This window comes from Patulibacter sp. SYSU D01012 (assembly GCF_017916475.1).
Taxonomy (GTDB): Bacteria; Actinomycetota; Thermoleophilia; order Solirubrobacterales; family Solirubrobacteraceae; genus Patulibacter.
The window spans coordinates 1,989,717-2,011,975 of sequence record NZ_JAFMTB010000001.1 but is presented as its reverse complement, the minus strand read 5'-3'; the positions used below and the strand labels follow the sequence as shown (position 1 = coordinate 2,011,975).

Below are 22,259 nucleotides of genomic sequence, written 5' to 3'. Positions count from 1 at the left end.
GACCACCGCCATGACCGTCCTCACCCACTTCGAGCTCCAGGTCGACCCGTCGCGGCTGGCCGAGGCGCTTGCCGTCCTCGACCGGATCCTGGACGACACGCGCGCGTTCGCCGGCAACCAGGGGGTCACGGTGGCGCAGGACGAGGCCGACCCGGCCCACGTCCTCGTGATCGCGGAGTGGGACGCGGCGGAGCACCACGACGCGTACCTCGCCTGGCGGGCCGGCGAGGGCGCGGTGCCCGAGCTGCCCGGCCTGCTGGCAGAGGAGCCGGGCGGCGCGCGGTTCACGGTCACGTCGATCCGGTGAGCGGGCGGCCGGCGGATGCCGACGACGCCGGTGCGGCCGCCGGCCTGTCGACCACCGGCGACCGCGGTCCCGCCGCCGACCGGGGCCCGACCGCCCACCGGATCCAGCTGGACCCGGACCCGACGGCGGCGGCGAACTACTCGCCAGGGTTCCGCATCGGCGACCTGGTGGTCGTCTCGGGCCAGGCGGCGCTCGACGCGCACAGCCGCACCGTCGGCGCGGGCGACTTCGACGCCCAGGCCGCCCAGGTCTTCGCCAACCTGCGCCGCGTGCTCCGCGGCGCCGGCTCCGACCTGGAGCAGGTGGTGAAGGTGACGACCTATCTGAACAACATGGCGCACTTCCGGAAAATCAGCGCGCTGCGAGCCCAGCAACTCACGGCGCCCTACCCCGCCGACACGATCGTCGAGTTTCGGGTGCTCACGCGACCTGAACTGACGCTCGAGATCGAGGCGATCGCGCTGGTGGGCGGGACGCTGGCGGCGTAGACCCCTGCAGCCGACGGGCGCGACGCGCCGACCCACGAGGCCCGAGAAGAAAGCCAATCGCAGCATTGCGTCCGATCGAGGTCCCATCGATTCAACACGCCGCGGTGACATCTCGGCCGGCCCGCGCGCTACGTCAGGCCCACGAGTATTCGGCGCCGGGCGCCAGGCGCCAGGCCCGGGCCTGAGGCGTACGAGCGTGATGGCGGCGAGCATGATGCCGCGCCGCTGGACCCCGATCGATGCGACGAGCGGCACGGTTCCACCGTAGTCGCGTCGTGGTCTCTGGCGACGCGGACTGAGGAAGCCGACGGGTCTCGATCATCGTCACGCCCGCCAGACGTTCCCGCCTCGCCGCGATGGCCGGTGGGATGTCGACCCAGCTCTCTGGCCCGATACGCGGAAATGCACGGCGCATGGTGCTCGGTCGTGCGCGCCAACGCCCGGCCTCCGAGTTGCCGACGGAGTCCCGCACCTTGCACGAGCGCCACTTCGACGACGCACCGTCGGCCCGTTCGGCGGCGCCCCGGTGTGCTGCGCCCGCACGCGGTCGCGACGACGGCCGCACGCCCGACCGTCCTCACGCCTCAGAACGACGAGGCGTCGCTGTGCGAGGCCGGGTTCTACGACGTCAGAGCTCTCCAGGGCGATCTCGTTCGAGACGGCGTGACGGCTGGTAAGGCCACGGCCCTGCGGCAGCGGACGAACTTCTCACTATGCGAGCAAAACTGTAGCCCGGCGGCGCGGCGTAGCGGACGCCCGGGGTGCGGGCTGAAGTTCCTTGCATAGGGTCAGATCCGGTCTAGGGGCGAGCGATGGCGCACCGCTGGTGCCCCCGGTTCTCGCTCACCGGGCGACGTGCGGCCAGGCCGGTTGGAACGGCCTGTCCAACCGGACGGCGTCAACTCGCGCTCTCACGTCACTCTCGCCCACAATAGTCACGGCGCGCGTGTACGTCCGCCCAAGGCCGTATGTTCGTCATGTGTCGACCGTTCTAGAGCCCGCACGGATCGCGTCCGGGGGAATCACCGTGGCGAATCACCTCAAGCTTGGAATCTCCACTGGGGCGATCGCCGAGGACCGCGGAGACTGGACGCGGCTGACGAGACGATGCCGTTCTTTCTCGAGTGCCGCGATCGAGTTTGCGGCACTCGGCGGAGACGAGCTCCATGGGCTTTCGGCCTTTCTGCAGCGGCAGGGTCAATCCTTCCGCTTCGTAAGTGTGCACGCTCCGACCAAGCGCGTGTCGTCGTCTCCCACTGATCTAGCCAAAGCCCTGGTCGATCTTCCTCGGTGGGTGGACGCAATCGTACTACACCCCGACACACTACAGCACACGCGAGCCTTTGGCGTACTTGGGCGCCGCCTGGTGGTAGAGAACATGGACTCTCGGAAACCGTTTGGCACGACGACCGATGACTTGCTCACCATCTATGCGGCATTCCCGAAGGCTAAGTTCTGTCTCGATCTGGCCCATGCCTATTCCCTCGATCCCTCGATGGGATTGGCACATGAACTCCTCGACGCGTTTCGCGTACGCCTCAGCCACGTGCATGTGAGTTCCCTCTCCACGCGCGGAGGACACGTCGCCCTGACACCCACGGACGAAGCGGCTTTCGAACCGGTGCTCCGTCGATGCATTGATGTGCCGTGGATTCTCGAGGCGGTGCGGCGTGACGATCTCGTCGCCGCGTGACTCGCTTCAGGAACTGGAGCGACGCGCGAACATCGAACTCGCGCACATCGCGAAGGCACGCCTGAAGACTTACGATGCCCTGCCCGCGTGTATGGAAGCCTTGGGCGCTGTCCACATGCCCGCCGACAGCGCGCTACTGCTCATGGGCTCCTGGGGCCGTGCGGAACTCCTGGACAACAGTGACGCGGACTGGCTGCTCGTCTTGGGAGACGAGCGTGCGCCCGAGGAAGACCTCCAGAGCTCCGTTGACGCGATCTCTCGTGGGTTTCGGGACCACGGCCTCGATCCCCCGGGAAGTCAGGGCGTATTCGGCACCTGGGCCCGCGGGCAAGACGTGCTTCGTCGGATCGGGCTAGACGCCGATAGCAATACTAACCTGACGCGGAGAATCCTAATCCTTCTCGAGTCCGTGGCACTAACAAATCGCGAGGCCCGGAACGAGCTGAGAGCTCAGCTACTGAAACGGTATCTCGGCGTCACCGCCCGCGACTTTGGAGTGCCGCGATTCCTCCTGAACGACCTGGTTCGCTACTGGAGGACGATTTGCGTCGACTTTGCCGGCAAAGAGAACGAGTCGGGGCTCGGCTGGGGGCTGCGAAATGCAAAGCTCCGCAACTCACGGAAGATGCTCTTCGCATCGGGACTCCTCCCAGCTCTTCTCTGCCATCAGTTGGCGGCGCAGGATCAGTACTTGTTTCTTTCCGACCAATTGAGTGCAGTTTCGGTCGACAGAATTGCCTACGCCTTTTTGACGGCGGATGCGATCGATGCTGGTGCTCGGTGTCTCGCCGCCTACGACCAGTTCCTGGGCCTCATTGATGACGGGAACGCTCGGGCCGAACTGAAGTCCCTGCAACGCGCACATGTCGGGAGATCCGAGGCATTCGCTGAGGCCCGGGCGCTAGGAAAGGAAATTCAGGCCAGTCTGACCGCGCTCCTGTTTGAAACGGAAACTTTTGGCCGAGTCACCCGCGAGTATGGCATCTTCTAGGGTACCGCTGTTTGCCCACGACGACGGCCCCGGACGGCGCGCGAACGCCGTCACCGGCGCCATGACGTGAATATGACGCCCCGACCTTTTTCCAGCAGTCGACTAGTTCCCACCCGAGACGCTCAACTTTCACAACAACGTGCTCGCGTCTCGACGAGACACTGGCAGCGACATCACCCCTTCCGTACCAACGCGTAAGTGAAATGCTCGTGTGATATGCGCACACGACGTGCTGGAATATTCGCCGGTTGACGGCGCCCTCGGCGGCTCCACAGCTAGCGGACCGCATTGTCGATTGCGGCAATTTGCTCTCGCAGCCGCTGAGTACAGACCGCGGCGGACGGCTTAAATAGGGCGCCGACGGCCTATCCTTCGCGCCGCGCGATCCGCTAGAGAGGTTCTCAAGGGTCCGCGCAGACCATCCACCAAGCGGGCCGTCCCGCGAAGATTGTCGAATTCGATGGTCGCTTCGTAGTGGAGCGCGTCGATGTTCTTCGCCGTCACCGCAAAGGTCACGTGAACCGCCCGATCCGACAAGTCGTCAGCCTTCGCCCGCGGTCTTGGGTAGACGCACAACCGGCCGGTGACTTCGTCGGTAGCCCCATCTATGCGGATAAGGTCGACATGCCGGTAAACGTCGGACGGAAGATCGATCGCCGTGATGGGCGGCTTTGACACCTCGTCAGCCTTGACGTCGCGCTCCGCCAATCCGGACCACACCAGCGGACGGGGGTCTAGTCCGAGCCGGTTGCTTGCTCTATACGACGTGACGAGAACCTGGACATTCTCTGCCGTGTCTCGGCCCGGAGCGTTGTAGACCCTAAGCCTCAGCCAGAAGCGCCGAGGCCGAGCGCCTTCAACCGTCCCGTCATCCGCGGCCAACTCAATGTGGTCCCAGTAGGGGCCGGTCTCGAGCCCGTGGTAGAGCAGAGTTAGCTTGGGTTGTCGCAGTTTCGCCCGGAGATTCGTTCCGAACAGAGCCGCGATCACGCCCACTGTCGTTGCTACCGAGCCGATCGTTCGGACGTCATCGTTTGACAGACCGATCACGTCGTCAACTGTGCCGCAAACGCTCAAGATTCGCAAATGCTGGAGACTGAGGCCGGCGGCGTTCGCCACATGGGGTGGCGGGTCTACCCGCGTCGCCGTCCGGGTGGACGGCCCGCGACAGCAGTTCGGCACGAGTGACGCTACGCCAGGCCAACCACGTAGTCCGAAGCCGTTAAGCCTCGGCGCCAACAAAGAGCTTCACGAAGCAGGAAGGGCCCCAAGCAATGACAAGGAACCACGGGAGCTGGCGTGTGACCGCGAGTCGTGGGCGTAGTTCGACGCATCGGGAAGCGCATCCCGGCCTCCCGCCGATAGACGCGTCCCCGCGGGGCCCGCTTTCTCACCTAGCTGAAGCCACCCGCTCCGCCACCGCCATCGCCGTCGCGTTCGTCGGCGCCGTCGGCGCGCGCGGCACGACGGACAGGTCGACGACCGACAGGCCCTCGACGCCACGCACGCGGCAGCGGCGGTCGACCACGGCCAGCGCGTCGTCGTCCGGACCCATCCGGCAGGTGCCGCAGCCGTGCAGCGTGCTGCGCAGCGCCGGGCGCATCCACGCGTCGAGGAGCGCGTCGTCGTCCAACGTTCGCTCGTCGGGGGCGCCCGCGCGGTCGTCGATCAGGTCCGCGAACGCCGGGTGGTCGAGCACGCGGGCCGTCTGGCGCAGCGCCTCGCGCAGCCGGGCGCGGTCGGCGTCCGAGCGCAGGTAGTCGTAGTGGATCCGCGGCCGGGCGCGCGGGTCGGCGGAGGCGACCTCGACCCGGCCGACGCTCTCCGGCGCGTAGAGGATCGGGTTCAGCACGCAGTCGACGCGGTCCGGGTCGGGCGCGAGCGGGGCGTGGCCGCCGTTCGTGCCGACGTACGGGCCCGACATCACCAGGGTCTGCACGTCGCTGCGGGCGCCCGCCGCGGCGGCGAGCGACGAGGTCGAGACGAGGCCGACGAGGCAGCGCAGGTCCCAGTGGCGGATGTGTTCGTGGAAGCGCACGGCGACGACGATCGACGGGTGGTCCGTCAGGCTCTGGCCCACGCCCGGCAGGTCGGCGGCCGGGGCGACACCCAGCCGCGTCACGGTCTCCGCCGGGCCGACGCCGGAGTGGACGAGCAGCTGCGGGGTCTCGATCGCGCCGGCGCACAGGACGATCTCGCCCGCCCCGATCCGCTCGACCCGCCCGTCCAGCTCGACGTCGACCCCGACGGCGCGGGTGCCCGCGAACGCCACGCGGCGCACGGTCGCGCCCCCGCGCACGGTCAGGTTCGGGCGCCCGAGCGCCGGCAGCAGGTGCGTGAGCGCGGCGCCCATCCGCCGCCCGTCGCTGGCGTTGCGCGCGTACGGGCCGACGCCCTGGTGCTCGGCGCGGGCCAGGTCCGGGTTCGCCGGTGCGCCGAGATCGCGCAGCGCGTCGTGAAAGGCGGCGTGCGCCGGCGCCCACTCATGCCGGCCGTGGCGACGGATCGGCACCGGACCACGCGTCAGCCCCGTGCGGACCGCGCCTTCGGACACGCCCGCACCCGCGCCGACGCGACCGGCACGCTCCTCGGCCGCGCCTGCGCGCTCCGCGGCCGCCCGGTCGCGGTCGTCCTCCAGCCGGTCGAAGGCCCGTCCCATGTCGGCCGCCGTCCAGCCCGGCATGCCCCAGCCGTCGTAGTCCTCGGGCAGCCCGCGCTGCCAGATCATCCCGTTGACCGCGCCCGAGCCGCCGAGCACGCGCCCGCGGACGATGCTCGCGGCCGACTCGCCCGGCGCGTGAAATCCGTCGTAGCGCCACAGGTGGTCCTGCGGGAACGTGCGCTCGTCGCGCAGCACCGCGGGGTAGCTCGCCTCGTCGGCCGCCACGGGGCCGGCCTCGAGCAGCAGCACGGTGCGGTCCGACTCCTCCGCCAGTCGCGCGGCGAGGACGCAGCCGGCCGATCCCGCGCCGACGACGATCACGTCGTACGCGGCGGCGAGCGGGGGCGTCATGCCGCGCCGCCGGCAGGAGGCTTCGGCGCTCCGCCGAGCGCCGGCGACGCGGGGGCCGTCCGCCCGGCCGGCCGGCCGAGGGCGGGCAGCAGCGCCTGCGGTGCCCGCGCCCGGACGGCGCCCGCCCACACGCCGGCCCCGTAGGCGGCGTCGTCCGCCAGGCTCGCCGCGGTCCACCGCACCGGACCGAGGCCCGCGGTGCGTCCCGCCGCCCGCGCCCGGCCCCAGGCAGCGAGCGGCGCTCCGAGGGTCAGCGCCAGGAGCGGCGCGCGCAGCCGCGAGCGGGCGGTCGCGACGGCGAGCAGGGGCGCCGGGGCGAGCATCGTGCCGGCGCGGGCCAGACCGTCGAGCGTCTGCAGCGTCGTCCTCGCCACCGCCCCGGCCGCGGCCGCGCCCGACAACCCGAGCGGACGCAGGCGACGGGCGGTCCGCACGCCGTCGACCAGGCCCACCGCGGCCGCCGCCCGGGGACGACGCGCGACGAGCAGCGCCGCCGTGACCGTCGGCCACGGGCTGAGGACGACGGGCGCCAGCCGCCCCGGGTGCCGGCGCGCCAACGGCCCCGCGGACGAGCCGTACCGAAAGCGGCGCCCGAGGAACGCGGCCCAGCGCGCCGGCTCGCGGTGGTCGACGACGACGGACGGCTCGTACCGGAGCGCCCAGCCGGCGTCGTGCAGCCGCCAGACCAGGTTGACGTCCTCGCCGTAGCGCAGCGCCTCGTCGAAGCCGTCGCCCAGCGCCGACCGGCGGACGACCAGCGCCGCGGTGGGGACGTACGAGACGCGCGTGCCGGGCGCGACGCGCGCCGGCCGGGGCCCCAGGTCGAGCGGCGAGCGCGCCGCGGCCCAGCGCTCGATGGTCGCGTCGCCGTCGCGCTGGCCCCGCACGCGCGGCGCGACCCCGCCGACGACGGGGTCGCGGAAGTGCCCCACCAGGCCGTCGAGCCAACCCGGCGGGACGACGCAGTCGCTGTCGAGGAACGCGACGAGCGACGTGGCCACGCCCGCCCGCAGCGCGTGGTTGCGGGCCACCCCCGGCCCCCCGGATGCCTCGCGGCGGACCAGCCGCGCGCCGTGCGCGGCCGCCACGCGGGCGACGGCGGGGGCGTCACGCGAGCCGTCGTCGACGACCGTCACGTGCGGGTGCCCGCCCAACGCGCGCAGGCAGCGGGCGAGCTCGTCCGGGCGGTCGCGCACCGGGATCACGACGGTCACGTCGGCCACGTCCCGCGGCCGCGCGGCGGGCGGCACCGGATGGGCGACCCCGGCGTCGACGAGCCGCCGGGCGAGCGCGCGGGCGGCCGGGGACGCGCCGAGCGGACTCGCGGCGCCGCCCTCCGGGTCGCCATCCGCTGCCGCCGCTTCCCCGCCCCGCGCGGACCGCTCCCCGGCCCGCGTCCCCCCGTCCCCCGCGCCGACGCCCGCGCAGAGTGCGCGCACCGCCGCGGCCCCGGCGCTCGTCAGCCGCAGCACCCGCCGCGGGTGGCCGCCCTCGACGGTCCTTCCGCCGTCCCGCACGCGCGCCGACGCGTCGAGCACCAGGCCGAAGCCCTCGGGCAGCGGGACGTCGCGGCCCGACGACATCGGCGCGCTCGCCGCGGCCCCGGCCGCGGCCTCGGCCCCCGTCGCCGGCGCGGCCGCCCCGGCCGCCGCGGGTGAAGCGCCAGCCCGTACCTCACCGCCCGGCATCGCTCACCGCCCCGGACACCCGCACGCGCGTCTCCCCCGCGTCCCCGCCCGCCGCGTCCGGCGTGGCCCGCAGCCACGCCTCCACCGCCTCCGCCAGGTCGGTCAGCGCCCGCCGCAGGAGCGTCCGCCCGTCCTCGACCGTCGCGGTGGTTGCGTCGCCGAGCACGCCGCTCGCGCTCACCCCGATCACGCCCTCCCGGCGCATCTGGGGCAGGATCTCGTCCAGCGGGGCGGTCTCGCCGCGCACCACGCTGCCGGTGCGCACCGCCTCGGGCGCCAGGACGAGCATCACCGACGTCTCGACGTGCCCGGCGTGCAGATCGCCGTCCCAGCCCGGTGACCAGGCGCGCACGTCGCGGCCCTCCTCCCGCAGCCGGCGCACGGCCGCGTTCACGGGCTCGACGTTCCCCCCGTGGGTGCTGACGAACAGCACGCGTCGGAAGGTCTCCGTCGCCGACCGCCCCAGCTCGACGAGCAGCAGCTCGGTGGCCTCGCGGCCGATCGACAGCGTGCCGGGGAACGCCTGGTGCTCGCCGCTCGAGCCGAACGCCACCGGCGGGGCGAGCACGACGTCGTCGCGCTCGCGGTCCAGCGCCGCCGCGAGCGCCACCGCGATGTCGGTGTCCGTCGTCATCGGCAGGTGCGGGCCGTGCTGCTCCGTCGCACCGACCGGCACGACGAGCAGCAGCCCCTTTCCCTCCGACAGGTCGGTCCAGCGGGTGTCGGCGAGCGTCGTCACCTCAGGCTCAGGCGGGCTGCGCGACGGGCCGGCGCACGAACCCGTCCGGGACGACGACGTCAGCCGGCGACAGGTCGTGGATCGACGTGCGGCCCAGGCCCACCAGCGTCTCGTCGATGCCGGCCCGCATGATCTCGAGGACGTTGCTCACCCCGGCCTCGCCGTTCGCGGCCAGGCCCCACAGCGCTGCGCGGCCGAGCATCACCGCGCGGGCGCCGAGCGCCACGGCCTTCACGACGTCGGAGCCGCGGCGCACGCCGCCGTCGAGCAGCACCTCGACCTCGTCGCCGACCGCGTCGACCACCGCCGGCAGCGCGCGGATCGTCGCCGGCGTGCCGTCCAGGTTGTTGCCCCCGTGGTTGGACACCGAGATCGCGGTGGCGCCGGCGGCGACGGCCCGGCGCGCGTCCTCGGGGTGCGTGACGCCCTTGATCAGGAACGGGCCGTCCCACTGCGCGCGCATCCACGCGATGTCGTCCCACGACGGCTTCTCGGTCATCATCCACTCGCCGTACGCGCCGAAGAACGTCGGCGCCTCGCCGCCCGGCGGCGTCATGTTCGGCGCCGTCAGATCGGGCAGCGCGCCCGCGCGGACGAACTGCGCCAGCCACTTCGGCCGGCGGAGCACCTCGGGCGACATCCTCGTCATCGCCTTCAGGTCCAGGTGCTCGGGGATCGCGGGCGAGCCCCAGTCGCGGCGGTGGGCGAACGTCCAGTCGAGCGTCAGGATGATCCCCGGCGCCCCGGCCGCGCGGGCCCGCTCCATGATCTGGACGACCCGCTCCCGGCCGCCCATCCAGTAGACCTGGAAGAACGTCTTCGGGTTGACCGCGACGACCTCCTCGATCGCCTTCGACGCGAACGACGAGAGGCCCGCGGCGGTCCCGGCCGCGGCGACGGCGCGGCCGACGGCGACCTCGCCCTCGGGGTGCACGGCCTGGACCCCGGTCGGCGAGACGAGCACCGGCATGGACAGCTCCTGCCCCATCACCGTCGTCGCCAGCTCGCGCGGCTCGTTGAGCCCCGTCGCGATGCGCGGGAAGAACCCGAGCTCGCGGAACGCCGCGACGTTGTCGTCCACCGTCGCCCCCGACTCGGCGCCGGCGATCAGCGCGCCGTAGACCGAGGCGGGCAGGCGCTTCTTCGCGCGGCGCTGCGCCTCGGCGACGGACTCGAACCACTCCTTCGTGCTGGCCACGGGTCAGCCCTCCTGCGCCTGGCGGACGGTCAGGCCGGCGAGCGCGGACCGGTCGCCCGCGCCACCCGACGCGGGCCGGTCGGCGTCGCGCAGCGCGCCCAGCGCGTCGGGCTCGCCGGCCGCCGCGGCCAGGTGGTCGACGGGCGAGAACGTCGCGAGCGGGTTCTCGTCGCACGCGCGGTCGGGCATCTGGGCGATCGCGCGCAGGTCGAGCGCCGGCGCGGCCTCGGCCGCCGCCTTCGCGGCCAGCTGGCGCTTCGACAGCCGCTTGGAGTGGTCCATCGACGGCTTCGGCAGCAGGGCGTCGCCGCGCTGCTGCAGCAGCCCCTCGCCGTGACCGAGCACGCACTCGGGGTCGGGGCCGTCCATCGGCAGGCCGGTGAAGAACTTCGCGGCCATGCAGCCGCCGCGGCACGCATCGAAGAACTGGCACGAGCTGCACGCGCCTGCGGACTGCGGCTCGCGCAGCCGCAGGAACAGCTCGCTCTCGCGCCAGACGCCCTGGAAGCCCCCGGCGGAGCGCACGTTGCCGGCCAGGAACTCGTCGTGGATGGCGAACGGGCAGGCGTAGACGTCGCCGATCGGATCGATCAGGCAGACGACGCGGCCGGCGCCGCACAGGTTCAGGCCCGGCAGCGCGTCGCCGTAGGCCGCCAGGTGGAAGAACGAGTCGCCGGTCAGGACGTCCTCGCCGTGGGCGACGAGCCAGTCGTAGAGCTCCTTCTGCTGGTGCGGCAGCGGGTGCAGCTCGTCCCACGTGTCCGCCCCGCGGCCCGACGGGCGCAGGCGGGTCAGGCGCAGCTGGGCGCCGTAGTGGTCGGCGATCGCCTTGAACGCGTCGAGCTGGCCGATGTTCTGGCGGGTGCAGACGACGGAGAGCTTGAAGCCACGGAAGCCGGCGTCCTTCAGGTGGCCCATCGCCGTCATCGCCGTGTCGTACGAGCCAGGGCCGCGCACGTGGTCGTTGACGTCGGCCGTGGCGCCGTCGAGCGAGATCTGCACGTCGACGTAGTCGCTGGCCGCCAGCTTCCGCGCGACCTCGGCGTCGATCCGCGAGCCGTTCGTGGAGAACTTGACGCCGACCTGGTGCGCCGTCGCGTAGTCCACGAGCTCCCAGAAGTCCTTGCGCACCGTCGGCTCGCCGCCGCCGATGTTCACGTAGAAGACCTGCATCCGCTGCAGCTCGTCGATGACGGCCTTGCACTCGGCCGTCGACAGCTCGCGCGGGTCGCGGCGGCCGGACGAGCTCAGGCAGTGCACGCACGCGAGGTTGCAGGCGTACGTCAGCTCCCACGTCAGGCAGATGGGAGCGTCGAGCCCGGACTGGAACTCGTCGACGAGCCGGCCGACGGGGCGGGGCGCCGGAGTCGCGGCGGGCGCGGCCGTGACGGCGGGCGGCAGGACGGTGCTCATGCGGAGGTCCTCGGGACGATCATGTCGGTGCGGGCCAGGGTGCCCAGCGCGGTGCGCATCGCGGGCAGCTCGGCCGGGGCGATGCCGACGGCCGCGCAGGCGGCGTCGGCCGTCGGGTGGTCGGCCAGCGCCTCGACGACGGCGAGCAGCCGCGGACTCTTCAGGAACGAGAGCCGGCGGGTGCCGAAGTGGTAGGCGAGCGCGCCGAAGCGCTCCGGCCGCAGCGCCACCTGCGGGCTCAGGGCCCAGGGCGCGGCGGGCGCGAACGCGAACGCGGGTCCGGCCACCACGGCCGCCGCGGCGTCCTCGGCCCCCGGGGCGTCCGTCGCGGCGGACGTGATGGTCGGCGTGCTCACGGCTAGTACACCCCGCACATGCCGTCGATGGAGACGTCCTCGACGAGCAGGTCCTGCTCGACGAGCTCGTCCGCGCCGGCGGCGACGGGGGTCGTGTCCGCGGCGTCCTCGGCCGCGGCGGGGGTGCTGGTGGTGTCCTCGGGCTCCATCGCTGTGCTCCTCACGGCCGGGGCGCGGGCCGGCGGGTTGTGTGCGCCAGCGCACTTCTACCACGTTGCGACACCGAATGCCAGAACTTTCGACATCGCGTGCCGGAACCCCGCGTGCGATGCTGGCGGCGATGGCGCGGACACAGGCCGGAGGACCACCGCTCGTCGGGCGCCCGCGCGCCACGACGCCGCTGTCCATCACGCAGGCGTCGCTCGCGCTCTTCGACCGCCAGGGCTACGAGGAGACGACGGTCGACGAGATCGCGCGCGCCGCGGGCATCAGCCGCCGCACGCTCTTCCGCTACTTCCCGTCGAAGCACGACATCGTCTGGGGCGACTTCTCCGCCCACGTCGCCCGCTTCCGCGCGTCCCTGGACGACGCCCCGGCCGACGAGCCCACCATGACCGTCCTGCGGCGCTGCGTCGTGCAGTTCAACGACTACGGCCCGGACGCCGAGGCCGAGCTGCGGACGCGGATGCGGCTGATCACGACCGTCCCGGCGCTGCAGGGCCACGCCATGCTGCGCCACCAGGAGTGGTGCGACGCGATCGCGGCGTTCGTGGCGGCCCGGCGCGGCGGCCGGCCGACCGACCTGGAGCCGACGCTCGTCGCCCAGGCCGCGCTGGGCGTCTCGACGGGCACGTTCCGCGTCTGGATCGCCGACGGCGGGGACCTGCTGACGCTGCTCGACGACGGGTTCCGCCGCCTGGCCGAGGGGTTTCCCGACCCGGACTGAGCGTTGCCGGCGGCCGGGCGGACCCGTCGCGCTGCCCCGCCCGGCCCTGACCCGCGCGTCGGCGGTGCGGCAGCCCGCCCCCGGTAGCCTGCCGCGCATGGCCGGTCCCGCCCGTCCCCCGCTCCCGCACCGGGTCCGCGCGCACGCGGCCGAGGTCGTCGCCGCCGCCCGCCACGTTCGGATCGACGAGGAGGCGCTCGACGCGATCGACCTCGAGCCCGCGCGACGGTTCGCCGAGGAGGACGCGCCCGACCCGGTGCGGCACTTCACGAGCGCCGACGGCGACCCCGCCGACGTCGCCGACTACGTGCTGGCCCTCAACGCGGTCAACTTCGGCTCCGGGTGGTTCCCGACGCTGCGCAAGCGCCCCGACTCGAGCGGCTACTGGACCGTCGCGTGGGGCCTGGCCGACCAGGCCCGCCGCCGGGGCCCCTGGTCGCCGGCCGAGCTGCGCCGGCTGACCGCCGACGACGTCGCCGTCGCCCTCGACCAGCCCGCCGGCCACCCGCTCGTCGCGCTGTACGCGGAGGCGCTGCGCGCCCTGGGCCGCTGGCTGGGCCGGCGCCGGGCGCTCGACGTCATCCACGCCGCGGACGGGTCGGCGGCCACGCTGGCCGAGGCGCTCGTCGCCGGCATGCCGTTCTACCGCGACCACGGGCTGTACAAGCGCGCGCAGATCCTCGGCGCCGACCTCGACACCTGGGGCCTGGCCGAGCTGCGCGACCTCGACGAGCTGACGATGTTCGCCGACAACCTCGTCCCGCACGTGCTGCGCTGCGCCGGCGTCCTGGTCTACGACGACGCGCTCACGGCGACGATCGACGCCGGGCACCTGCTGCCGTTCCACCGCGCCGAGCACGAGGTGCGCTGCTCGGCGCTGCACGCCGTCGAGCGCCTGAGCGCCCGCTCCGGCGTCGCGCCGCGGCACCTCGACCGGTGGCTGTGGCACACGGGCCAGCGCCCCGAGATCAAGGCGCACCCCCGGCACCGCTGCCGGACCGTCTTCTACTAGGCCGCGCGCGTCAGCGGGGCTGGAAGAACGGCAGGCTGGCGTAGCGCTCGCCGCCGTCCGGCAGGATCACGGCGATCCGCTTGCCCTGCGACTCGGGGCGAGCGGCGACCTGCAGGGCGGCGTGGACCGCGGCGCCGCACGACAGGCCGACGAGCACGCCGCACTTGCGGGCGACGGCCCAGGCGGTGTCGATCGCGTCCTCGTCGCCGACGGGGACGATCTCGTCGATGACGCGGCGATCCAGGACGGGCGGGACGAAGCCGGCGCCGATGCCCTGGATGCGGTGCGGGCCGGGCGCGTTGCCCGACAGCACGGCCGACGAGGCCGGCTCGACGCCGATGACCTGCACGCGCTCGTCGTGCTGCTTGAGCACGTGGCCGACGCCCGAGATCGTGCCGCCCGTGCCGATCCCGGCGACGAACACGTCGATCCTGCGGTCGAGCTGCTCGAGCAGCTCGGGACCGGTCGTCCGGCGGTGCGCGGCGGGGTTCGCCGGGTTGGCGAACTGGTCGGGCATCCAGACGTCGTCCGAGTCGGCGAGCTTGCGGGCGGCCTCGACGGCCTCGGTCATGCCGCCCATCGACTCGATGACCTCGACGCGGGCGCCGAACAGCCGCAGCAGCGTCTCGCGCTCCCGGCTCATGCCCTGCGGCAGCGTGATGACGAGCTCGTAGCCGCGGGCGGCGGCGACGAACGCCAGGCCGATGCCGGTGTTGCCGCTCGTCGCCTCCACGATCGTGGTGCGGCCGGGGGCGATGCGCCCCTCCTTCTCGGCCGCCTCGACCATCGCGAGCGCCACGCGGTCCTTCACGGACCCGCCGGGGTTGCCGGCCTCGATCTTGCCGTACAGCTCGACGCCGGAGCCCTCGGGCTCGAGCGCCTTCAGGCGGACGACCGGTGTGCGGCCGACGAGCCCGGTGACGTCGGTGATGGGGTGGTTCGCCATCCGCCGTGCCTCAGATCCAGTACATCGTCTGGCCCTGCTCACGGGCCTCGCGGTCGATGACGTCCTGGATGGTCGTCCCGCCGAGCACCTCGCGCACCGCCGCGGCCGCCTCGGCGAACACGCCGCTGGCGTCCTGGCCGAGCGGCCCGTCGAGCATCTCGACGACCTCGAGCACGGTGATCTCGCGCGCGTCCCGCGTCAGGACGTAGCCGCCGTGGACGCCGCGCTGCGAGCGCAGCAGCCCGGCCCGACGGAGCGTCGCGAAGAGCTGCTCGAGGAACTGCCCGGGGATGTCGCGGCGCCGGGCGAGCTCGGCCACGGGCACCGGCGTCGTCACGCCCCCGGCCCGACCGAGCTCGGTCAGGGCCTGCACGGCGTACGGGGACTTGGCGGTGATCGAGAGCATGGGTGCGCGGCGGTCCGCCGACGCGGACCCGGAGGACGACGGGCCAGGGGCGCCCGTACCCTCCTGATCCTATGCCAGGCACCGGACCGCGCGCCCCGCGGCGGCCAGGGCCCGCCGGCGCGGGCCTCCCCCGTCCCCTGCGGCTGCTGCCGCCGCTCGCCCTGATGGCCGTGATCTGGGCGCTCAGCGCGCAGCACCACCTGGCCACCGACCTGGGGTGGATCGACACCGTCCTGCGCAAGGGCGCGCACATGACCGAGTACGCGGTGCTCACGCTGCTGTGGACGTGGGCGCTGCTCGATCGCCGCCCGCAGCGGGGCGCGGTGCGCGGCGCCCGCGCGGTGGTGGCGGCGACGGCGATCGCGATCGCCTGGGCGGCGATCGACGAGCTGCACCAGTCGACCGTCAGCGGCCGGGTCGGCTCGCCGTGGGACGTCGCCATCGACGCCGCGGGCGTGGGAGTGGCGGTGCTGCTGTGGCGCGCGTGGACCGTCCGGCCCACGCGCGGCCGGGCGGGCTAGAGCCAGCCGCGCTCGACGGCGATCAGGACCGCCTGGGCGCGGTCGACGGCGCCGAGCTTGCCGTAGATGTTGTGCAGGTGGGTGCGGACCGTGCTGGTCGAGAGCCCCAGCTCGCCGGCGATCTGCTTGTAGACGCGGCCGGTCGCCAGGCGACGCAGGACCTCCATCTCGCGCCCCGACAGCGGGCACGGCAGGGCGCTGCGCGAGCGCCGAACCATCGGCACGGCCTGGTCGTAGAGCAGGGCGCGCAGCGGCGAGGCGTCGATCCCGATGGCGCGGGAGACGCGCATGAGGACCTGCGGGGAGATCTCGTCGCCGTGCGCGTGGTGGGCGAGCAGGTCGGCCAGGCGCAGGATCGCGACGTCGCGGTCCAGGTCCTCGGCGTGGTGGCGCTCGACGAGCCGTGCCAGGTCGCGCGGCAGGCCCCAGCGGCGGACGAGCACGCCGCCGACGAGGGCGTGGTCGACGCCGAGCTCGCGGCGCTCGGCGATGATCCGCTCCTCGGGCGTCGCGTCGCGCACGAGCACGCGGTCCGGGTAGCCGGCGTGGGCGTGGAGCAGGACGAGCTTGCCGACGTCGTGCAGCAGCGCGGCGGCGCAGAGCATGTCGACGTCGACGTCGTCGACGAGCGCCGCGATGCGGTGGATCGCGGACTGGACGGCGGCGACGTGGCGGCGGTGGGAGTCGGCCTCGCGGCCCCACGAGCCGGCGCGGTCGAAGTAGTCGACGGTGCGGGTGCGCTCGGCCAGGACGCGCAGCGACGGCGGCGTGACGACCTCGACGGCGGCGGCGATCGAGGAGATGCGGCCGGCCGAGCCGGTGTCGAGGCGGTTGGCGACGCGCAGCACGCCCAGGCCCAGGCCCAGGTCGCTCTCGAGCGCGGCGACGATCGCGGAGGGATCGACCGGGTCGGCGTCCAGGGCGGCGAGCAGGCGGGTCTGCGACTCCGCGAGCGCCGGGAAGCCCTCGAGCGCCTCGAACGCCGCGGTCAGCCGGCGGCCGTGCTGCTCGTTGGGCCGCGTGGGCACCGAGCCACCGACCGTGCGGCCGGCCGGCGCGGGACCGGACGCCCCACCGGACGACGTGGGCGGGAAGATCGGGGCGGCTGGGGAGGAAGGAGTCACGGTCGTCGTTCGGGGAGTTTCGGGGCCTCTCTGGACATATCGGCAGCCTGTTCGTCCACCTTGAGTCCGTAGTTCTCCGCAGATGTGCGCCCGAAATCGATTCGGGACCGTACGAGCGTCGAGACCGCGCATGCGGCGCCCGCGCGCCGTGGACGTTCCGCCTTCCCCGATCGGCGGGGCCCGGTGGGCCGGCCGGCCGGCCCGCGTCCCGGTGATCGGCCGCAGGCGACCGACCACGCAGCCCCGGGTGGTCCTAGCGGCCCAGCGCGGCGTCGACGCGGCGCAGCGTCTCGTCGCGGCCGAGCGCCGCCGCGGACTCGAACACCCCGGGCGAGATCGCGGTCCCCGCGAGCGCGACGCGCAGGGGCTGGAAGACGTCCTTCGCCTTCGCGCCGCGCTCGCCGACGAGCGCCCGCAGCGCGCCGTCGACGGCCTCGACGGAGAACGGCTCGACGCCGGCGAGCGTGTCGCGCACGGCGGCCAGGTGCTCGAGGTGCGGCGCGTCGAGCCACTTCTCCTGCGCCTTCACGTCGTCGACGGGACCCGTGAAGAGGAAGCCCGCGAGCGGCCAGAAGTCGTCGACGGTGCTGATCTTCTCCTGCGAGATCTCGACCGCGATCCGCAGCAGGTCGTCGCGACCGGCGACCATGTGGCCGTGGCCCGTCTCCTCCAGGTGGGCCTTGATCGTCGCCGTCAGCGCGTCGACGCCCTGCCCGCGGAGGTAGCGGCCGTTGAGCCAGCGCAGCTTCTGCTCGTCGAAGCGGGCCGGGTTCTTCGACACGCGCTCGATGTCGAAGCGCTTCACGAGCTCCTCGCGGGGGATCTCGGTCTCGTCGTCCTCGTCGCCCCAGCCGAGCAGCGCCAGGTAGTTGATGACGGCGTCGGGCAGGTAGCCGGCGGCGCGCAGCTCCTGGACGGACGCGGCGCCGTGGCGCTTGGACAGCTTCTTGCCGTCGGGGCCGTGCAGCAGCGGCAGGTGCGCGAAGAGCGGGGCCTCAGCGCCGAGCGCGGCGTAGACGAGCAGCTGCTTCGGCGTGTTGGACAGGTGGTCCTCGCCGCGCACGACGTGCGTGATGCCGGCGTCGTGGTCGTCGATGGCGACCGCCAGGTTGTAGAGCGGGCTGCCGTCGCCGCGGGCGATGACCGGGTCGTCCATGTGGACGTTGCGGAACGTCGTGTCGCCGCGGACGAGGTCGCGGACGACCGTCTCGCCCTCGGGCACGCGCAGGCGCACGGCGCCCGTGTCGTCCGTCGAGCGCGTCGGGTGGTCGAACCCGCGGAAGCCCTTGTCGGCCCCGTGCTCGGCCTTGTACGCCTTCACGTCGTCGGCGGTGGCGTTCGAGCGGTACGCCTTGTCCTCGTCCAGCAGCTGCTGCACGACGGCGCGGTGGCGCTCCTCGTGCTGCGTCTGGAAGTCGATCTCGCCGTCCCAGTCCAGGCCGAGCCAGCGCAGCGCGTCGAGGATCTGCTCGACGTTCTCGGGCGTCGACCGCTCGCGGTCGGTGTCCTCGATCCGCAGCAGGAACTGGCCGCCGGACCCGCGGGCGAGCAGCCAGTTGTAGAGGGCGGCCCGGGCCCCACCGACGTGGAGCTTGCCCGTCGGCGACGGGGCGAAACGTACGCGCATCCTCCAGAGGCTAGGGCAGGGATCGCCCCGTCCGCCGCGACGCCGCGGACGCCGTCCGCCCGGCGACGGACGGACGGCGTCGCGGCCCTCGGGGCCTCAGGCCGCGACGGGCGTCTCGGGCACCGCGGCGGCGGGCACGGGCGCCGGGGCGGCCGTCGAGAGCGCGCCGGCGCCGAACAGGCGCTCGAGCTCCATCTGCAGCGTCGGGGTCGGGTTGACGCGGAACGCGTCGCCCAGCCGCAGCGTGCGCGGGCCGGACGACGTGGCGATCGTCAGCACGATGCTGGCCTCGCCCTCGTGGTCGCGCAGCAGGTGCTTCAGGCGGCCGAGCGCCGACTCGCGGACGGCGGCGCCGTCCACGCGCAGGAACAGCTCGGTCGGCGCGGCGGCGGCCTCGCGTTCGGCGCGGCGCGCGTCGGCGGCGCCGGCCGCCGCCTCGAGCTCCTTGCTCGACGGCGCGAACGGCTTGGCGCTCTGCACCAGCAGCGCCACGCGCTCGTCGTCCTTCAGGTCCAGGCGGCCGCGCAGCAGCACGACCTCGTCCGGCTTGAGGACCGGCTCGAGCTCGGGCACGGCCTTCGGGAAGACGACGAGGTCGATCGTCGTCTCCGTGTCCTCCAGCGTGCCGCGCAGCATGACGTCGCCCTTGCGCGTGTTGATCCGCCGCATGTCGGCGACCATGCCGCCGACCTGCACCCAGGAGTCGTGCTGGCGCGAGCGCAGGTCGGCCAGGCCGCACTCCGTCTTGTGCGCCAGGGCGTCGCGGACGTCCTTGAGCGGGTGGGCGGAGAGGAAGAGGCCGATGACCTCCTTCTCCATCGCGAGCAGTTCGCGCTGGTCGAACTCGGCGGTCGGGATCGGCGGGTGCGTCGACGCCTTCGTGGCGGACGCGCCGGCGGCGGCGTCGTCCATGCCGAAGTCGAAGATCGAGCCCTGACCGGCCGCGGCGTCCTGCTGCACCTTCTTGCCGACCTGCTGGGCGTCCTCGACGACGGCGAGCATGCCCTGGCGCGTGGCCTTCGTGGAGGAGAACGCGCCGCAGCGGATCAGCGAGTCGAGCGCCTTGCCGTTCACGCAGCGGAAGTCGACGCGCTCGCAGAAGTCCCAGATCGAGGTGAAGGGGCCGTCCTCGCGGGCCTCCTTGATCGCCTCGACCGCGGAGTGGCCGACGCCCTTGACCGCGTCCAGGCCGAAGCGGATCGCGCCGTCGTGGACGGTGAACTCGTGGTCGGACTCGTTGACGTCCGGCGGCAGCACCGGGATCCCCATGTCCTCGCACGCGTTGAGGAAGAACGGGACCTTGTCCTTCGTCGACATGACGGAGGACAGCAGCGCCGCCATGTACTCGGCGGGGTAGTTCGCCTTGAGCCAGGCGGTCCGGTACGAGACCAGGCCGTAGCAGGCCGCGTGCGACTTGTTGAACGAGTAGTTCGCCGCGTTGAGGTTCGTCTGCCACAGCCAGTCGACGACGTCGGCGTGCGTGCCCGACTGCAGGCAGCCCTCGCGGAAGGCCGGCTCCAGCTCGGCCATCTTGTCGAGCTTCTTCTTGCCGATCGCCTTGCGCAGGTCGTCCGCCTGACCGGGGGTGAACCCGGCCAGGTCGCGCGCGATGCGCATGGACTGCTCCTGGTACAGGATGACGCCCTTCGTCGGCCCGATGATCGGGGCCAGACGCGGATCCGGGATGCGGATCGTGTTGGGGTCGTGCTTGCCCGCCGCGTACGTCGGGATCTGGTCCATGGCGCCCGGGCGGTACAGGGCCACGAGGGCGATCAGGTCGTCGAACTCCGTCGGGTTGACCTGGCGCATCGCCTTGCGCATGCCCTCGGACTCGAACTGGAAGACGCCGATCGAGTCGCCGCGGGCGAGCATCTCGTACGTCTTGCGGTCGTCGAGGGGGATCTCCGAGATGTCGATCCGCTCGCCCGTCGAGCCCTCGATGATCGTGAGGGCGTCCTGGATGACGTCGAGGTTGCGCAGGCCCAGGAAGTCCATCTTGAGCAGGCCGAGCTCCTCGACCGGCCCCATGGGGAACTGGGTGACGCGCTTGAAGATCTTGTCGCCGTGCTCGTCGACCGTCTTGGAGTCCGCGATCTGGATCGGGACGACCGAGGACAGGTCGCGGTCCGAGATGACGACCGCGGCGGCGTGGATGCCGGCGTTGCGGACGGTGCCCTCCAGGCCCATCGCGACGTCGAGCACCTGCTTGGCGACCGGGTCGGAGTCGTAGGCCTGGCGCAGCTCGGTGCCCTCGGCGAGGCACTTCTCGAGCGGCGGGGTCTTGCCCATGATCGGGTCGGGGATGAGCTTCGCCAGCCGGTCGCCGGTGGCGTAGTCGAAGCCCTGCACGCGCGCGGAGTCCTTCGTCGCGTTGCGCGGCAGCATGCGGCCGAACGTGACGATCTGGGCGACGCGCTCGCGACCGTACTTGTCGGTCACGTACTTCATGACCTCCTCGCGGCCGCGAACCGAGAAGTCGATGTCGATATCCGGCATCGACACGCGGTCCGGGTTGAGGAAGCGCTCGAACAGCAGGTCGTAGTGCAGCGGGTCCAGGTCGGTGATGCCCAGGACGTACGCGATGATCGAGCCGGCGGCCGAGCCACGGCCCGGGCCGACCGAGATGCCGTGGTCCTTCGACCACTTCACGAAGTCGTGGACGATGAGGAAGTAGGCGTCGTAGCCCATCCGGTGGATGACGCCCAGCTCCATGTCGGCCCGCTCGCGCGCGGCCGCCGGGATCGGGTCGCCGTAGCGGGCGCGCAGGCCCTCGTCGACGAGCTGGTGCAGGTACGCCTCCTCGTCCTCGCCCTCGGGCAGGAAGCGCGGCAGCAGCGAGCCCTCGCCGAGCGGGATGTGGACGTCGCATCGCTCGGCGATCTCGAGCGTCGTCGGCAGCGCGTCGGGCCACTCCGCGAACTGCGCGGCCATCTCGTCGTTGCTCTTGACGTAGAACTCGTTCGTCGAGAACGACATCTTCGGGTTCGCCAGCGTCGACTGCGTCTGCACGCAGAGGAGCGCCTCGTGCGTGTCGTAGTCCTCGCGGTGCAGGTAGTGCACGTCGGTCGTGCCGACGACGGGGCGGCCCATCTCGCGCGCGATGCGCACGATGCCCTCGTTGCACTTGTCCTGCAGGTCGATCCCGTTCTTCTGGACCTCGAAGTAGACGTTGTCGCGACCGACGACGTTGACCAGGTCGTCCGCGTGCGCCCGCGCGCCGGCGAGGTCGTCGTCGGCGAGCGTCTGGCACATCCGCGACGCCAGGCAGCCGGTCAGGACGATCAGCCCGGAGCTGTTCTGCTCCATCTGGCGCAGGTCGATCGTCGGCTTGCCGCGGCGGTAGCCGTCGGTGAACCCGACGGAGCTGAGCCGCATCAGGTTCTTGTAGCCCTCCGTCGTGCTCGCCAGCACGGTCAGGTGGTTGGGCTTCGTCTTGTCCTTGCTCGCGTGGTCGTCCACGAGGTAGAGCTCGCAGCCGATGACCGGCTTGATGCCCTCCTTGCGCGCCGCCTTGTAGAGCTCGACCACGCCGTTCATCACGCCGTGGTCGGTCAGGCCGATCGCCGGCTGGTCCAGCTCCGCCGCCCGCTTGACGAGCTTGCCGATGTTCGGCTGGCCGTCCAGCAGCGAGTACTCGGAGTGGACGTGCAGGTGGACGCAGGACGGGGAACTCACGCCCTCCAGGGTAGGCCCCCCGGCGGACGGTGCGGAGGTCTCGTCCGGCCCTTCCCCGTGCCGTCCGCCGGGGACGGTGCGGGGGTCTCGTCCGGCCCTTCCCCGTGCCGTCCGCCGGGGACGGTGCGGGGGTCTCGTCCGACCCTTCCCCGTGCCGTCCGCCGGGCAGGCGAGAA

At 72.7% G+C, this 22,259-nt stretch carries 20 protein-coding genes; 7 read left to right on the top strand and 13 right to left on the bottom strand.

Going from position 1 to position 22,259, the window contains the following annotated elements:
- Nucleotides 1-10: 10 nt before the first annotated feature.
- From J3P29_RS09245 to J3P29_RS09230, 4 genes are all read left to right on the top strand, one after another.
- Nucleotides 11-307 carry an antibiotic biosynthesis monooxygenase gene (locus tag J3P29_RS09245; RefSeq protein ID WP_210492876.1) on the top strand — a complete coding sequence of 99 codons (297 nt, stop codon included), beginning with the start codon at nt 11-13 and terminating at the stop codon, nt 305-307.
- Nucleotides 304-795, top strand: a complete 492-nt coding sequence (locus J3P29_RS09240) for a RidA family protein (RefSeq protein WP_210492874.1) — start codon at nt 304-306, stop codon at nt 793-795. Before J3P29_RS09245 ends, J3P29_RS09240 begins: the two co-directional genes overlap by 4 nt.
- A gap of 1,027 nt (nt 796-1,822) precedes the next feature.
- A complete protein-coding gene (locus J3P29_RS09235) occupies nt 1,823-2,488 on the top strand; it encodes a hypothetical protein (RefSeq protein WP_210492872.1) in 666 nt (221 codons plus the stop codon).
- Nucleotides 2,466-3,479, top strand: a complete 1,014-nt coding sequence (locus J3P29_RS09230) for a DUF294 nucleotidyltransferase-like domain-containing protein (RefSeq protein ID WP_210492869.1) — start codon at nt 2,466-2,468, stop codon at nt 3,477-3,479. The genes J3P29_RS09235 and J3P29_RS09230 overlap by 23 nt, the downstream gene beginning before the upstream one ends.
- A gap of 345 nt (nt 3,480-3,824) precedes the next feature.
- Here J3P29_RS09230 and J3P29_RS09225 read toward each other — a convergent pair whose 3' ends face one another.
- The 8 genes from J3P29_RS09225 to mftA all read right to left on the bottom strand — a co-directional run bounded on the left by J3P29_RS09225 (nt 3,825) and on the right by mftA (nt 12,035).
- Nucleotides 3,825-4,529, bottom strand: a complete 705-nt coding sequence (locus tag J3P29_RS09225; protein WP_210492868.1) for a hypothetical protein — start codon at nt 4,527-4,529, stop codon at nt 3,825-3,827.
- Between the two features lie 340 nt (nt 4,530-4,869).
- Nucleotides 4,870-6,492, bottom strand: coding sequence for a GMC oxidoreductase (locus tag J3P29_RS09220; RefSeq protein ID WP_210492865.1), 1,623 nt, complete (start codon nt 6,490-6,492; stop codon nt 4,870-4,872).
- Nucleotides 6,489-8,075 (bottom strand): mycofactocin biosynthesis glycosyltransferase MftF, encoded by a 1,587-nt coding sequence (gene mftF, locus J3P29_RS09215; protein ID WP_210492863.1) that lies wholly within the window; start codon nt 8,073-8,075, stop codon nt 6,489-6,491. Before mftF ends, J3P29_RS09220 begins: the two co-directional genes overlap by 4 nt.
- Nucleotides 8,076-8,166: 91 nt before the next feature.
- Nucleotides 8,167-8,919 (bottom strand): mycofactocin biosynthesis peptidyl-dipeptidase MftE, encoded by a 753-nt coding sequence (gene mftE / locus J3P29_RS09210; RefSeq protein WP_210492861.1) that lies wholly within the window; start codon nt 8,917-8,919, stop codon nt 8,167-8,169.
- Between the two features lie 7 nt (nt 8,920-8,926).
- Nucleotides 8,927-10,117: a pre-mycofactocin synthase MftD gene (mftD, locus tag J3P29_RS09205; protein ID WP_210492860.1), complete on the bottom strand. Its 1,191-nt coding sequence runs from the start codon at nt 10,115-10,117 to the stop codon at nt 8,927-8,929.
- 3 nt (nt 10,118-10,120) lie between these two features.
- Entirely contained in the window at nt 10,121-11,530 is a 1,410-nt protein-coding gene (gene mftC, locus J3P29_RS09200; protein ID WP_210492858.1) for a mycofactocin radical SAM maturase, read from the bottom strand.
- Nucleotides 11,527-11,817: a mycofactocin biosynthesis chaperone MftB gene (mftB, locus tag J3P29_RS19820; RefSeq protein ID WP_349239809.1), complete on the bottom strand. Its 291-nt coding sequence runs from the start codon at nt 11,815-11,817 to the stop codon at nt 11,527-11,529. Before mftB ends, mftC begins: the two co-directional genes overlap by 4 nt.
- Nucleotides 11,818-11,888: 71 nt before the next feature.
- Nucleotides 11,889-12,035 carry a mycofactocin precursor MftA gene (gene mftA, locus J3P29_RS09190; RefSeq protein ID WP_210492853.1) on the bottom strand — a complete coding sequence of 49 codons (147 nt, stop codon included), beginning with the start codon at nt 12,033-12,035 and terminating at the stop codon, nt 11,889-11,891.
- A 131-nt stretch (nt 12,036-12,166) separates the two neighbouring features.
- Here mftA and mftR point away from each other — a divergent pair, with 131 nt between their 5' ends.
- On the top strand, nt 12,167-12,772 hold the full coding sequence (gene mftR / locus J3P29_RS09185; RefSeq protein ID WP_210492845.1) for a mycofactocin system transcriptional regulator: 606 nt from the start codon (nt 12,167-12,169) through the stop codon (nt 12,770-12,772).
- Nucleotides 12,773-12,869: 97 nt separating this feature from the next.
- Nucleotides 12,870-13,784 (top strand): queuosine salvage family protein, encoded by a 915-nt coding sequence (locus J3P29_RS09180; protein ID WP_210492842.1) that lies wholly within the window; start codon nt 12,870-12,872, stop codon nt 13,782-13,784.
- A gap of 10 nt (nt 13,785-13,794) precedes the next feature.
- Here the strand turns inward: J3P29_RS09180 and cysK are convergent, their stop codons facing one another.
- Together cysK and J3P29_RS09170 are read right to left on the bottom strand one after the other, a co-directional pair.
- Entirely contained in the window at nt 13,795-14,730 is a 936-nt protein-coding gene (gene cysK, locus J3P29_RS09175; protein WP_210492840.1) for a cysteine synthase A, read from the bottom strand.
- A 10-nt stretch (nt 14,731-14,740) separates the two neighbouring features.
- A complete protein-coding gene (locus tag J3P29_RS09170; RefSeq protein ID WP_210492838.1) occupies nt 14,741-15,136 on the bottom strand; it encodes an Rrf2 family transcriptional regulator in 396 nt (131 codons plus the stop codon).
- 71 nt (nt 15,137-15,207) lie between these two features.
- Between J3P29_RS09170 and J3P29_RS09165 the strand changes: the two genes are divergently transcribed.
- A complete protein-coding gene (locus J3P29_RS09165; RefSeq protein ID WP_210492835.1) occupies nt 15,208-15,657 on the top strand; it encodes a VanZ family protein in 450 nt (149 codons plus the stop codon).
- On the opposite strand, the gene J3P29_RS09160 is transcribed toward J3P29_RS09165, so the two are convergent.
- From J3P29_RS09160 to dnaE, 3 genes are all read right to left on the bottom strand, one after another.
- Nucleotides 15,654-16,685, bottom strand: coding sequence for an HDOD domain-containing protein (locus tag J3P29_RS09160; protein ID WP_349239794.1), 1,032 nt, complete (start codon nt 16,683-16,685; stop codon nt 15,654-15,656). The two genes, J3P29_RS09165 and J3P29_RS09160, sit on opposite strands and share 4 nt — an antisense overlap.
- 349 nt (nt 16,686-17,034) lie before the next feature.
- Nucleotides 17,035-18,408 carry a glutamate--tRNA ligase gene (gene gltX, locus J3P29_RS09155; RefSeq protein ID WP_210492833.1) on the bottom strand — a complete coding sequence of 458 codons (1,374 nt, stop codon included), beginning with the start codon at nt 18,406-18,408 and terminating at the stop codon, nt 17,035-17,037.
- 96 nt (nt 18,409-18,504) lie between these two features.
- A complete protein-coding gene (dnaE, locus tag J3P29_RS09150) occupies nt 18,505-22,083 on the bottom strand; it encodes a DNA polymerase III subunit alpha (RefSeq protein WP_210492831.1) in 3,579 nt (1,192 codons plus the stop codon).
- Nucleotides 22,084-22,259: the final 176 nt, after the last annotated feature.

Bases quoted from the DNA above. Each gene is read 5' to 3' on its own strand.
- J3P29_RS09220 (WP_210492865.1), bottom strand. From the start codon at position 6,492: ATGACGCCCCCGCTCGCCGCCGCGTACGACGTGATCGTCGTCGGCGCG.
- J3P29_RS09165 (WP_210492835.1), top strand. From the start codon at position 15,208: ATGCCAGGCACCGGACCGCGCGCCCCGCGGCGGCCAGGGCCCGCCGGC.
- J3P29_RS09170 (WP_210492838.1), bottom strand. From the start codon at position 15,136: ATGCTCTCGATCACCGCCAAGTCCCCGTACGCCGTGCAGGCCCTGACC.
- mftC (WP_210492858.1), bottom strand. From the start codon at position 11,530: ATGAGCACCGTCCTGCCGCCCGCCGTCACGGCCGCGCCCGCCGCGACT.
- J3P29_RS09245 (WP_210492876.1), top strand. From the start codon at position 11: ATGACCGTCCTCACCCACTTCGAGCTCCAGGTCGACCCGTCGCGGCTG.
- mftA (WP_210492853.1), bottom strand. From the start codon at position 12,035: ATGGAGCCCGAGGACACCACCAGCACCCCCGCCGCGGCCGAGGACGCC.
- gltX (WP_210492833.1), bottom strand. From the start codon at position 18,408: ATGCGCGTACGTTTCGCCCCGTCGCCGACGGGCAAGCTCCACGTCGGT.
- J3P29_RS09180 (WP_210492842.1), top strand. From the start codon at position 12,870: ATGGCCGGTCCCGCCCGTCCCCCGCTCCCGCACCGGGTCCGCGCGCAC.
- cysK (WP_210492840.1), bottom strand. From the start codon at position 14,730: ATGGCGAACCACCCCATCACCGACGTCACCGGGCTCGTCGGCCGCACA.
- mftR (WP_210492845.1), top strand. From the start codon at position 12,167: ATGGCGCGGACACAGGCCGGAGGACCACCGCTCGTCGGGCGCCCGCGC.
- mftF (WP_210492863.1), bottom strand. From the start codon at position 8,075: ATGTCGTCGGGCCGCGACGTCCCGCTGCCCGAGGGCTTCGGCCTGGTG.